Annotated in this window: 14 protein-coding genes; 1 reads left to right on the top strand and 13 read right to left on the bottom strand. The window is 26.9% G+C overall.

The window, feature by feature from the left end:
* Positions 1-352: 352 nt before the first annotated feature.
* The 7 genes from KQI30_RS15400 to KQI30_RS15430 form a co-directional block, all read right to left on the bottom strand.
* Positions 353-1,132, bottom strand: a complete 780-nt coding sequence (locus KQI30_RS15400; protein WP_216464235.1) for a hypothetical protein — start codon at positions 1,130-1,132, stop codon at positions 353-355.
* A gap of 244 nt (positions 1,133-1,376) precedes the next feature.
* Complete coding sequence (locus KQI30_RS15405; protein ID WP_216464236.1) at positions 1,377-1,535, bottom strand: hypothetical protein; 159 nt, start codon at positions 1,533-1,535, stop codon at positions 1,377-1,379.
* Between the two features lie 199 nt (positions 1,536-1,734).
* Entirely contained in the window at positions 1,735-2,634 is a 900-nt protein-coding gene (locus KQI30_RS15410) for a transposase-like zinc-binding domain-containing protein (protein WP_216464237.1), read from the bottom strand.
* Between the two features lie 511 nt (positions 2,635-3,145).
* Positions 3,146-3,379, bottom strand: a complete 234-nt coding sequence (locus tag KQI30_RS15415; protein WP_216464238.1) for a hypothetical protein — start codon at positions 3,377-3,379, stop codon at positions 3,146-3,148.
* Between the two features lie 489 nt (positions 3,380-3,868).
* Complete coding sequence (locus KQI30_RS15420; protein WP_216464239.1) at positions 3,869-4,009, bottom strand: hypothetical protein; 141 nt, start codon at positions 4,007-4,009, stop codon at positions 3,869-3,871.
* Between the two features lie 24 nt (positions 4,010-4,033).
* On the bottom strand, positions 4,034-5,302 hold the full coding sequence (locus KQI30_RS15425; RefSeq protein ID WP_216464240.1) for a ParB/RepB/Spo0J family partition protein: 1,269 nt from the start codon (positions 5,300-5,302) through the stop codon (positions 4,034-4,036).
* A gap of 3 nt (positions 5,303-5,305) precedes the next feature.
* Complete coding sequence (locus KQI30_RS15430) at positions 5,306-6,448, bottom strand: AAA family ATPase (RefSeq protein ID WP_294344724.1); 1,143 nt, start codon at positions 6,446-6,448, stop codon at positions 5,306-5,308.
* Positions 6,449-6,744: 296 nt separating this feature from the next.
* Here KQI30_RS15430 and KQI30_RS15435 point away from each other — a divergent pair, with 296 nt between their 5' ends.
* A complete protein-coding gene (locus KQI30_RS15435) occupies positions 6,745-7,467 on the top strand; it encodes a DeoR/GlpR family DNA-binding transcription regulator (protein ID WP_216464241.1) in 723 nt (240 codons plus the stop codon).
* A gap of 140 nt (positions 7,468-7,607) precedes the next feature.
* Here KQI30_RS15435 and KQI30_RS15440 read toward each other — a convergent pair whose 3' ends face one another.
* The 6 genes from KQI30_RS15440 to KQI30_RS15465 all read right to left on the bottom strand — a co-directional run bounded on the left by KQI30_RS15440 (position 7,608) and on the right by KQI30_RS15465 (position 12,033).
* Positions 7,608-8,261, bottom strand: coding sequence for an alpha/beta fold hydrolase (locus KQI30_RS15440; protein WP_216464242.1), 654 nt, complete (start codon positions 8,259-8,261; stop codon positions 7,608-7,610).
* A gap of 390 nt (positions 8,262-8,651) precedes the next feature.
* On the bottom strand, positions 8,652-9,092 hold the full coding sequence (locus KQI30_RS15445; RefSeq protein ID WP_216464243.1) for a GyrI-like domain-containing protein: 441 nt from the start codon (positions 9,090-9,092) through the stop codon (positions 8,652-8,654).
* A gap of 129 nt (positions 9,093-9,221) precedes the next feature.
* Positions 9,222-9,650, bottom strand: coding sequence for a HepT-like ribonuclease domain-containing protein (locus KQI30_RS15450; RefSeq protein ID WP_216464244.1), 429 nt, complete (start codon positions 9,648-9,650; stop codon positions 9,222-9,224).
* Entirely contained in the window at positions 9,640-10,077 is a 438-nt protein-coding gene (gene mntA, locus KQI30_RS15455) for a type VII toxin-antitoxin system MntA family adenylyltransferase antitoxin (protein ID WP_044040127.1), read from the bottom strand. The genes KQI30_RS15450 and mntA overlap by 11 nt, the downstream gene beginning before the upstream one ends.
* A gap of 148 nt (positions 10,078-10,225) precedes the next feature.
* The gene (locus KQI30_RS15460) at positions 10,226-11,560 is read right to left on the bottom strand and encodes a DUF6179 domain-containing protein (protein WP_216464245.1); all 1,335 of its coding nucleotides are present in this window, start codon (positions 11,558-11,560) and stop codon (positions 10,226-10,228) included.
* A gap of 5 nt (positions 11,561-11,565) precedes the next feature.
* Positions 11,566-12,033, bottom strand: a complete 468-nt coding sequence (locus KQI30_RS15465) for a DUF6323 family protein (protein ID WP_216464246.1) — start codon at positions 12,031-12,033, stop codon at positions 11,566-11,568.
* Positions 12,034-12,335 lie beyond the last annotated feature (302 nt).

Here is a 12,335-nt window from a genome sequence, read left to right on the forward strand (position 1 = left end):
ACAATCTAAAAGTCAAAATCAAGAAATAAATAAATCCCGATAGGGCTTTAAATCGCCCTACCGGGATATTTTAATATATTTTTTTAATTGATAAAAGGTACCAAAACTTTGACGCTTACTTATATGAGGCTAAGAAAAATGGTCGAAATCAATGTGTCATTAATTAAATAACGAGCTAGCATTTATAATTTGTAAATGCTAGCTCGTCTTTTATAATTTTAAAATGTGGTTATATAGTAAATTCTTATATTAATATCTGTTATATTTAAGTAGTGTTAAATCACAAATATCCATATTCTCAGCAATATCAAATGGTGATAAATGTATTCATATTTATCATTAATATACGTTACTATTCATATACATACTCTCTAATGAATTTTTGAATTTCTGATACATTATCATACTTTATATATGACAATTGCTTAAATGACCTCAATTTAAGATTTATACTTTCCCCTGCTATAAACGATGATCCATCCATTCTCAAATCTTGTATATCAAGATTAATACTATCTGTAGCATAAATTATAGTTCTTTTAAATGTATGTGAATTTGCATATTCCCTATTCAAATTAAAATTTACATTTATAAGTATAACATTAATATCATCGATCTTTTTCCTATAACCTATTATATCTCCAGATCCATCTTGTGCATAAATTTCTTCACTATCATCAATATTATCAATTAATGCCTCAAGATCATTAGTACATTCTCCTCTTTTAGAATCTTGTATCTCTTTTATCTCAACAGTTGGATCTCCCTTTTTAAAGCTATTAACAAAATCTTGACCATATTTATTATTGTATATACCAATATAGTTCATGTTATTTAAATCTGTTTCTAAAGACTCCACATACCAAATATCTGTTTTTATTGATGATGGCTTCCCTGCACTTGTACTTGTTGACACTTTTACTGAAGGTACACCATCCCCTAAACAAGATACTATATTAAATCTAGGTATAAGTCTAGCTACATCCAATATTGGATTCATATCAATAACTATTTTTTGACTTTCCTGCGATGATGAACCAAATTTATCTGTAACTATTGCAACAATATTGTATGTAGAGTTATCTTTATCTAAAACTGCTTTAACATTATAATTTAAGTCATCTTCTTTCATTATATTTCTTACTTTATCGGTTAAGTCATAATCTGCTTTTAATTCATCAATAGAAAATATTTTCCCATTATTACTATCTATATATCGTAATTACTATCTATATATCGTAATAATTCCGACTTTGCGATATTTAAAGCAGATTTACTTGCTATATCTATATATTTTTTATTTGAAAATCTACATCATTAAATGAAATAAGATAAACAACTTCTAACATAAGTTTCTTATCAATGTAGATTGTTTTTTAGAACTTATATATATCATTACTTTTATCATATCGTTCATTATTCCTATTTATGCTTACAATATAACTAGATATGCTCATAAGAATTAATAACGTTGCCATTGATAATATCAATACTAGCATCAATGCCGACCCTCTTTTATGATAACACTTTTTCACTTAACCACTTCCTTCAAAACAAACTTATATCTTTAACTATCGTACATATTAGAAAGTAATTTATATTTATTGAAATATTTTTAAGTATTATTATAAATTTGAGGTGAATATGATTACTAATAAATGCAATATCGTCATCTGTTATAGATAAGTGGTGTTTTGTGACATTATTTGTAATAATTTGTTTATTTTCAATTGTTTACACAAGCTGTTTTTCACTAATAAGTTCTCTAAATGTCTTATAGTAATATTGTCTTGTATTTATATAAGATTGATCATTAATATAGTAAATTCTAAACCAATTGAAATAATTACGTATATATCTAAAAGATATCCCCCAAAATCCCCGCAGCCACTCCTTCATCTCTCGTGTATAAAAAATGAGTTCTGAATTTAATGGTACCCTTTCTACTTTACTCACAAACTTCTTTGCATAAGCATTTATAACATTATTACCTTGAATAGCCACTTTCTTCATATTGCTAAAAACTATAGATAAATTCTCCTTTAGTGTTCTCCTTACCAAAGGATACTTATCAAAAGGTAAAAACTCTATATTTCCATCTTTATCTTTAGTAAAGAAAAAGTAGAACTTCTCTCCTAATTTTAAATTAAACACCGTACTGTTAATACTTTCTATTGCTGATTCTTTCTCCTTTTTAGAATTTTGTTTGTAAGTTTTAACTTGCACTTCAGCCTCACTATCCAACTTTTTTCTTTTAAAAAATTTAAGATAATATTTAAGTATTTTATGTCTCCAAAAAAATGCAGTAACATGTCCTATATCCATCATTTTAGCGCATTCCCTTATGTTATATCCAATCCACATATGTTCAAAGTACTTCTTCCATGCTTTATCATCCTTCTTACTACGATAAAATGGTGTTCCTATTGTTTCTACAAATCTTTTCTTACAATCTTTACAATAAAAGATCTGAGCATTATTACTTTTTACCCTTCCATATTTTATCAATTTTCCACTTTGGCAATATGGACAACTCTTACTATCAATAATATTAACATCTCTCATCATATTGTTAATTTGAGTTAATATTGAATAATATTTAGATTTTTCTGTTAATAACCCTAAATAGTCCATCGAAGCAACCTCCAAAACATATTTTCTAAATTCTTGACCTTTTTAACAGAAAATATTCATCGTAACTTATGGAGATTAACCCAATAAAATACATTTGCCACCACTTAACTATAACGGATTGATATATTCCAAAAAACAATATCCCTACAACACTACACCATAAATAAAAGCCCTACATAATACTTTAATGTAAGACTTTCTAAACTTTATATTAAAAAAACACTGCTATCGCTAATGTAACAAAAAAAACTATAATCGTTGCAGTATAACAACAAATTACTTTACCAATCTTGATTCTCTTTTTCTTATATTCACTATATGTTGTACTTAATATTATATAACTAGCCATCAACTCAATAATCATCGTCAAGCATATAAAATACTTAATTTCAAACAGAGACATATCTTATTCTTCTGTACCTATTTTGTATATATTCAACTGCCTTTTCACCAGCTAATCTCTTCCTCTTTTCCATAATAACCTCCCTTATCAGTAAAAACTATATTATTTCTATACCATTGTTAATATAATATCAATATCAAGTATCAATATGTTTGCAAAAGTTCTCCAATACCTCTTTTTGTCACATACAATGAATTTTTTTCCAATAATTATTCCTAATATGTATATTACAACACTGCCAAAATAAAAAATTAGTGGATTAATCCCTAAAACCTCAGCCGCCCTTCCTTCATCATTAATCAGGAACATATCTTTATTTAGAGGTAATAGCACTAAATACATAACAAGAAAGCCTTGATAATGCAGCAGTAAGTGAAATAGCTCCTAGTTCATAACCATATTTTTTAATAATGATAAAAATAATAAACTCTGTTTCTTTATACCCTTTAACATAAAACCTCCAATTTATAATATATAAACTTCATACCTTTAATTGACCTGCATGTATACATTTATTATAGTTTAATTAAAGCAAAATGTAAAATTATAGTCTGAGCCTTATTTTTATTTCTCTACTATATAGGAGGTATATCGATATAAACTCTCTATTTGATAAAATAAGAAATACCTTAATTGGCTGCACCTTTTTAATTTGCAGCATAATTTTCTGGCCTTTAGCCATACTTATAGTACTATTAGGTCTTGCTATACTATTTGATTTAATTGACTTTAATAAACATACAAAATCACAACATTGATATCTAAAAACGTATTTGTGTATTTTAAAATAATAAATCCTTGCATTATAAAATTGATGCAAGGATTTATTATCTATTTTTTCATTTTATTCTTTTTATAAATTCTAAAAGTTCTTATCATGAAAAATAAAACAAAACCTATTAAGGCAATTATACCTATAACTAAAATAATATTAATGCATGCCATTATAGTACTAAAGAGTGAAGTTTCCATATACTAACCTCCATGATACAGACATTATTTCTTTAAAATTTCTTTTATACTTACAGTAAAGTTTTCCACTATATCAATTAATTTATTGACAACTTCCATAGTTTCTTCAGTTATTTCAATATCTTCGTTTTGTAATTTTTTAATAGTACCAAGAGTCGGATCTATTTTCCCCATAATAGACTTAACTTTTGTAATAACTTCTTCATTAGCTCTTATTACTTTGTACTCTTCTGAATCCTCCTCAGAATCATTTAACTTCTTCTTTTTAGATTTTACTTTTGATTTAGAATCTTTTAATTCTTTCTTAATCTTCTCTGTTTCTTCTTTTATAGCTTTTTCTATTTCAGCTTGTACCCTAGCTTCTTCAGCTCTTAACTTAGCTTCTAACTCTTGTCTTTCTACTTCTAAAGCTTGTCTACTTTCTTTTTCCTTTTCTTTATCGTCTGAAAGACTTCTTATCTCATTATCTTTTTCAACGACTTGTTTTTCAAATTCAGCTTTCATGGAATCAATTCTTTTTTGCATCTCTTCTTCTTTTTCTTTTTGTGCAGCTTCCATAGCCTTCATCTTTTTCTTTAACTCTTCACCATCTTTTTTAGTAAGTTCTATATCCTTACTTTTAACAATATCTACAAGTTCCTTCTGAGATTCTTCAGTTAATGCTGCAAATGATTCCCCATTACTTATGCTTAACTTTTGACTCTCAATTAATTCTTTCAATTCAGGAATTAGTCCTCTATTTATTTTTTCATATCTTCCTACTTGAGTTGATGATAATCCTAAATCTCCTGCAATTCTTTCTCTTATTCTTCCTGGAACCGCCTCACCTTTTGCCTTCTTTTCCTTATATAAAACTGTTAATCTTTCTACCTGTTTTAACTTTTCTGCTTCAGTTAGTTCACGATTTTGAGCATTATCATTAATAAGAGCTATTTCTGTATCAATATCATTTAGCTTTCTAACTTGGCATGGAACTATCTTAAATTTCTTTTCACCCTCACTAACTAACTTTGATAATGCACTATATCTTCTATGTCCACCTATTAATTCATACTTTCCTTCATCACCTATAGGTCTAACAAGAAGATTAGAATTAAGCCCATTAAGTTTTATATCCTCTGCTAATTCTTCTATATTAACTAGCTCATAAAAGTTTTTAGGATTTGGTACTAAATCCTTTAAAGCTATGTATTCTATCTTATAATTTGCTTTCGTATCAATCTCATCTATCTTCTTTACACTCTTTGATATATTATTAAGCATTCCTGCTGAAATCCCTATTTTCTTCGCCATTTCCTAAAATACCTCCTCAACCAAATTTCTGTAATCCTTACTTGCATTAGATTTATTAGCATAATATATTACTGGTTTTTCTTCCAATGTAGATTCGATTACCTTTACGTTATCTCTTATAGTTGTGTCAAATAACTTGTCTTCTAATATTCCCTTTAATTGATCCTTAACTAACTTATTTACACTTGTAGCTTTATCCATAGTTATAAAACATCCACCGAACTCTAATCCCGGATTGAATTCATCTTTAATTTCTTGTATACTTTCTAATAAATATTCAAGACCATCAAGAGCAAATTTATCAATCTTAATTGGTACAAGTACTTCATCAGATGCCACTAATGCATTTATTGTAATCATATTTAAGTTTGGAGGACAATCCATTATACAATAATCATATTCATCTCTTAATTTATCTAATGCCTTCTTAAGTCTATTTTGTTGATTTCTAGTTGTATCTAATAAAATCTTCTTTTCTGCAAAAGCTAATTTTATATTAGAAGCAATTATATCTAAATTTTCATATTCTGTTGGTCTTATTGCATCTCTTGGGTCCATATTCTTCTCAAGTAATACATCTTCAACAGATTTATCATCTATATCATAAGCTTTAAAAATTTTAGTTGTGTCAGCTTGGCTATCTAAATCTACTAATAAAACTTTTTTCCCCTTATCAGCTAAACATGCCGCAAAGTTTATTGAACTAATTGTCTTAGCTACACCGCCTTTAATGTTAAATATACTTACTATTTTCATACTCTCATCCTTCCCTCTTAACTTTTCATTCTTCAAGTTTTTAGAAACTATAATCTCATCATTTTCAATGTTAATATTAACCTCGTTATCTCCCCTAGTTATTTTTAACCTTTGTAACATATCTACAGGAATAATAACTTTTCCGCTTCTACTACTTTTCCCACTGCTATAAAAAGTTACTACCGATGAAGCTTTATTGTGTGTATCATCATCTACTTTATCTTTTTGTTTTTTTATTTTTATCTTATTATCTACATATGTTATAGAAATCCTTCTATCAGCATCTTCTTTAGAATCCTTAATGTCCAATATCTTTAACATTAGAGCTGGAATAATAAGTCTTCCTGTCTCGCTTCCACTTCCACTTTTATTAAATGTAACTTTAGCCACAATCCAACCTCCTTATGTTAATATACTATAATAATAACGTACTTTGATAAGTACGTCAATAATTTCTGAAAACAGTATAATATTGTACTTCTATATATAAAAAGGAGCATTAAATGCTCCTACATTTAATATGCAAATTATTTCGCTAGGCATTATCCTATTACGCTAATTTCATATCTCAATTAAAGTATATTGTATTTGTTCAAGAGCTTCAATACAAAATAATATAAAACAATACAAAATAATAACTTTATGATATAATATTCTTATTAATTTACTTAATGGAGATGAGTATCTTGTTTTTAGAAGAACGATATGAAAAAATAATAGAATGCATTGAATCTGAAGGAAGAGTAACAGTTAAATCACTAGCTGATAAATTTAAGGTTACTGAGGACTGCATAAGAAAAGATTTAAGAGAACTAGAAAGTAGAGGAAAGCTAAAAAGAGTCTATGGCGGCGCTATTATCCAAAGAAGTCATAATGATATTAAACCTCTTGATGAACGTAAAAATATAAACTTGGATAAAAAAAGAAAAGTCGCTCTTAGTGCTTCTAAGTTAATTGAACCTGGTGATGTAATTTTTTTAGATGTATCAACAAACAACTTAGAAATAGCTAAAATTTTAAAAGACAAAGATATTTGTCTAACTGTTATAACAAATATGCTAGAAATAGTTTTAGAACTTAAGCAAAGTAGCAATATAAGAGTAATTTTAATCGGTGGAGAATTCAATAAGAGTATCGGTGCCATTGTTGGCGCTGCCGCAAATAGATATATTGAAAAATTCACTTTTGATAAGTCCTTCATAGGAGTATGTGGAATTAATATGGAAACTGAAGCTATAAGCACTATAGATATCGAAGATGGAAATACTAAAAAAACTATAATAGATTGTTCTCATAAAAGTTATCTAGTTTCTGAAGATGAAAAATTTAATTATGATGAATTTTATAAATTTGCATCAATTTCAGATATTTCTGGAATCATCACAGAAAAAGGTGTAACCTGTAAATAGTTAAAAGGATAGCTGTAGCAAGTTTCAGCTATCCTTAATACTGATTTAGCAAAGGATTTTTAGCCTTTTAAGTATTATATATGTTGTACTTTTAATATATAACTTAATTGTTACAACCAAATGTCAAAACTATGAATTTTTTATGTATTCATCAAAATAATCTCTGCAACTTTTTCACTATGAATTATATAACTGCCATGATCTTCACCTTTTAATATTTGAAGCTTGCTATTTTTTATACTATTAGCTATTAATCTAGTATGCTTTTCCTTTATTACATCTCGCTCTCCCGCCAATACTACTGTTGGAATTTCTATTCTGTTTAACATCTCTTTTGATATATTCGGCTCCTCTAACATCATTTTTACTTTAGGATCTTTCTTTAACAAATATGTTATTTTGAATAATATAATCCATATATTTTTTAACCCGGTAGGGTGTATGTTGGCTCCACTAATTATTATTCTAGAAAGCATCCTTGGATACATCGATGCTAATAATAAAGCAATTATTCCACCATCACTAAAACCATATAAAATTGGCTCCACTAATTTTTCGGTATATATAAATTCTTTTATATCTTCTACCATATCTAAATAATGATATTCTTCAATATCTTCACTTGCTCCATGACCTCTTAAATCTATGGCATATACCGTAAAATTCTTTTCTAATATCTCAATTGCCTCATCAAAAATCTTATGACTTTCTCCATTCCCATGAAGAAGAATTAGTGGCCTACCTTCTCCTCTTTTTTCATAGTACAACTTTATATTATTTACATTAGATATCACTATTTTTCTTCTCCTTCTACAAATCTTTTATATACCAAACATCACAAGCATAATGTTCTGTTTCTATCAAACAAGTTCTTATAAGATTTTCAACTTCAGCGTTATCTCTTTCTTCAATTTCTCTTATTATCATGATTGTCCTCCAAATATTCTTTAACTAATTATATCGCTTATAAAATAGTGCATGGACTCTTTTATTTAATAATATAGCCTCTACTAACTTATATAGTTTATTCTGATATCATCATCTGTTACAGTTAAGTAGTGGTGACAAGCCCATAAGTGTCCATCGTACTTAACCATTAACTTCTACCACCACTTAAGTATAACAGATACTAATATTTAATTTACCTATATACTCCCCACTCTTAAACCATGAATTGCTCATCATTATTTCAATGCTATATAAATATTTATATTTGAATTTTCAAAATCACTATTAAGATATTCCTCGAAATCTCCAGTAAAACCTCTATCTAAATTCATGGACCAAATCTCTTTCCAAGCTTCTGCTACCGCTGTTACCATATTCCCTTTAATAGTAAACTTCGCATATTTACCACTTGGAATAAACTTTGTTACTAACTCCTTATTGTCATCTTTTGATACCTCATGTCCAACAGTAACAGTATATTTATTGTCATTATAGTCAGAATAAAGCCCAATAGTATATTCATTAGTCCTATTTTTAATAGAGCTACTTATTCCTCCTTGATATAATTTACTCCAAAGAGCTCCTATTGTCGTTTCCATTTCAGGATCTTCATTTCCTGTAACCGCTGAAACACCTACCACTATCTTTTCATCTAAATTTACAATTTCATAATCCATATACTAACCTCCATAATTTTTCTTATGTAAGTAGTATATATTGATAAAGTTGACTACTATATGTCATATTAAAAAATACGTCACGTATATCTCTAAAAGCATTTTTTGAATATACGTGACGTAATATTATTAACCTTTGTACATATTTATCATTATATTTAAAACTTCATTTATGTTATCTCTATTTTGTTTTACAAACTCTATTATTTCTTCTATGGATGGTTGTTTATAAACATGCGCGATTCTATTTCTATATCTTCGATATTGATTTAAAAATAAATATAAATCTTCTGTTATGATTTTACTCTCGTACAGTTTATTAAGCGACTTATTCATATCATCACTGATTTTATAAAGCTTTAATTCCTTCAAACATAAAGATGTAAAACTTTCTACTAAAATAAAATATTCTAAAAAACTTTGCTTTACTGAAGATTTAATAAGTTCTTTTATATCTTCATCTTCAACAATTTCAAGCTTTTCTAGAGCTTTATCTAAAAGAGATAATGTTTCTTTTAAATTATTTATTATTTCAAATAATCTTTCCTTATTCATCATAAATCACATCTCTTTCTCTAAAATATCTAAATTCCTCATTATTTTTATATATTATATCCGTTTTATTATAATCCTTACTATATAAATCTAATTTATCATTATATATTACAATTCCACTATCATACACAGAAACTTTAAACCTTAAACTTAAATTTTCATTATTTAAATCAATAATATCTATTTCCCTTTTTAATATACTACTTAATGACTCTTCCAATTCCATTATATTATTCAATGAAATCTTATTTTCACTTAATATTGCAATATCAACATCTGAATAATCTTCAAACTCTTCTGTTAGAACACTTCCAAATACTACAACAGAATTTATATTTTCACTTTTAAACTTTTCTATTATCTCTTCTGACTTAAGTAATTTTATTATCTCTTCTTTATTATATAAATCATCATCCTCAACTAAATTCATCAATCTCACCTCTATTAGATAGATTTTAAAATTTCCTATACTCCTTTAATTAAAAACACTAATTCTAACAATACAATTATATATGAAAATAGAATTATTTACACTAAAAAATATATAACATAGTTTAGAATATACGTGACGTAACTTTCTAATATAACTGTATTTCATCTTTAATTCTTTCAATCTCCATTACTTTTTCCCTACCCAAAGAATACACAAATTCCTTCAACTCTTTGACCCAAACTTTATCACTGTCTTCATAAGCATTTTTCATTAAAAGCGCAATTTCAATATCTGATAGAGTTTTAAAATACATTTTATACTCATCAAAAAATAAACATTCAGCTTCTAACATATCTATTAAGTCATAGATACTTTTAAAGTTTTCCTTTATCAATGTAATTTTATCATTAATAATTATACAATCTCTTATTTCTTCTGTTATAGATTTAAAAATAGAATTAGTAACCTTTTTACCATCAATATACTTTATATTTTCTTTTATATCTTTAAAAGATATAATTATTTTATCTAACGACTTATTTTCTAACCTTGAAGTAACTTCTTTTGCTATCTTTATAGAAGTTTCTTTAATATATAAACGTATATTTTTATCTTTTATTTTCAATAAATCACAACAGTTACTTCCTTCAAAAATAAAAATATCTATTATCTCACTTAATGATAACCCCTGAAGCCTAGATATAATTATTTCTTTATCCATATCAGTAACATTTAGTTCTTTTATATTTTTACCTACAATGGATAATGCTATTGCATTAGTTAAAACTATTTCAAAAATATTTAAAAGTAAACTTTCCCACTGATCATCATAACTTCTAAGAAGTGTTTTTATTAGATTTATATCAAAATAGCTACAAAATGTATTTTCTACACACAGTGCTGTAAGATAATTTTTCATATATTCAACACCAATATAATCCATGAAATCGATGGAAAGTTGATAGTCCACAGAACATGGAGCAACATGTGCAGCAAAACGGCTATCATACTTCTTGAAAAATACTCCAAGGCCATAATCAATTGTATCATCATAAGAATAGTTTGTAATATTCAGTTTATTATTTTTAACTTTATCAAATAGACTTTTGCACTTTATTACTTCAATATCAATAAAGTTTTTTCCCTTCTTAAAAATATCCTCTAAGCTATCATGTTGCAATTCTTCTATAATAACTCCTATATCATTGAAACTCTTTAAATAAATTCCAATAGCGAAATCTATTGATTCCATTATCTCCTCAGCTACTTCTACCATAACAGAACTGCTTTCATTATTCGTATAATAAATTAATTGCTCCTTTAATAATTTCATTCTTTCATAATTAATACGTTGCAATAATTCATGATCTAATAAATTATTTTCATAACATTTTTCCAAAAAGTCTTTTAAAAACTTATCTTTACTTAATTTTTCTATAATGATAGGATTATATTTCTTTATACTTTCACTGTTATACACAGACATTATTCCTTTTCACCATCAATATTTTTGTAATCCCTAACCCCATTTCTTATATTGTCAGAAATTCTATACAGTATTTTTCCTTCTAAAAGTTCTAATGACCCTTGACAATATCCATCAAAAAACTCCTGCATTATTTCTATAAGTTCATCATCACTTAAATAATCTAACATCTCGTTTTTGTAATTATAAAAAATTTCAACCAATTCATTTATTGTGTCATTATAGTTATATTGAGAAATAAATGGTGACTTGCAAAATTTCAAAATTATTTTATCTATAATCTCACCATTAAACTCTATTCTTCCGGTTTTCTTAAGAGCTATGTTTCTAGTTTTAATTAATTCCTTAACGTCTTCTCTAGTAAGCTTTAATCCATATTCGCTAGTAACTTCATTACATGACAATATCTCATTCTCTATTTCCTTTTCAATTAAACTGTTATTAAATATAGAGATATTTTTCTTCATTTTAAAACTTCCCTTCAAAAAAGTATTGACTTTTAACTCCGATTGTGATATGATATAATTAATATGGTATTATAGTTTTATATTATATACCTTTTATCTAATTTTATCAATGATAATAAAAGTATCTTCTTTTTGAGGGTACTATTTTTATTGCTCTCTATTAATAAATATCATTATATACATAATAATTATCCTCCGGCTTAGCCGGAGGTTTTTCATTTTCGGGCGTAGCCCTTTTCCACTAGCTACGCCTAAAGGCGTATGTACGATCTGGCGCATGCGATCTTTTACTTGCTACCCTT

The organism is Clostridium bornimense (genome assembly GCF_018917145.1).
GTDB classification, from domain to species: domain Bacteria; phylum Bacillota; class Clostridia; order Clostridiales; family Clostridiaceae; genus Clostridium_AN; species Clostridium_AN bornimense_A.

Excerpts from the sequence above, each read along its gene's own strand:
- KQI30_RS15425 (WP_216464240.1), bottom strand. The coding sequence starts at position 5,302 with ATGGCGAAGAAAATAGGGATTTCAGCAGGAATGCTTAATAATATATCA.
- KQI30_RS15410 (WP_216464237.1), bottom strand. The coding sequence starts at position 2,634 with ATGGACTATTTAGGGTTATTAACAGAAAAATCTAAATATTATTCAATA.
- KQI30_RS15465 (WP_216464246.1), bottom strand. The coding sequence starts at position 12,033 with ATGAAGAAAAATATCTCTATATTTAATAACAGTTTAATTGAAAAGGAA.
- KQI30_RS15445 (WP_216464243.1), bottom strand. The coding sequence starts at position 9,092 with ATGGATTATGAAATTGTAAATTTAGATGAAAAGATAGTGGTAGGTGTT.
- KQI30_RS15415 (WP_216464238.1), bottom strand. The coding sequence starts at position 3,379 with ATGTATTTAGTGCTATTACCTCTAAATAAAGATATGTTCCTGATTAAT.
- KQI30_RS15450 (WP_216464244.1), bottom strand. The coding sequence starts at position 9,650 with ATGATGAATAAGGAAAGATTATTTGAAATAATAAATAATTTAAAAGAA.
- mntA (WP_044040127.1), bottom strand. The coding sequence starts at position 10,077 with ATGAATTTAGTTGAGGATGATGATTTATATAATAAAGAAGAGATAATA.
- KQI30_RS15420 (WP_216464239.1), bottom strand. The coding sequence starts at position 4,009 with ATGGAAACTTCACTCTTTAGTACTATAATGGCATGCATTAATATTATT.
- KQI30_RS15400 (WP_216464235.1), bottom strand. The coding sequence starts at position 1,132 with ATGAAAGAAGATGACTTAAATTATAATGTTAAAGCAGTTTTAGATAAA.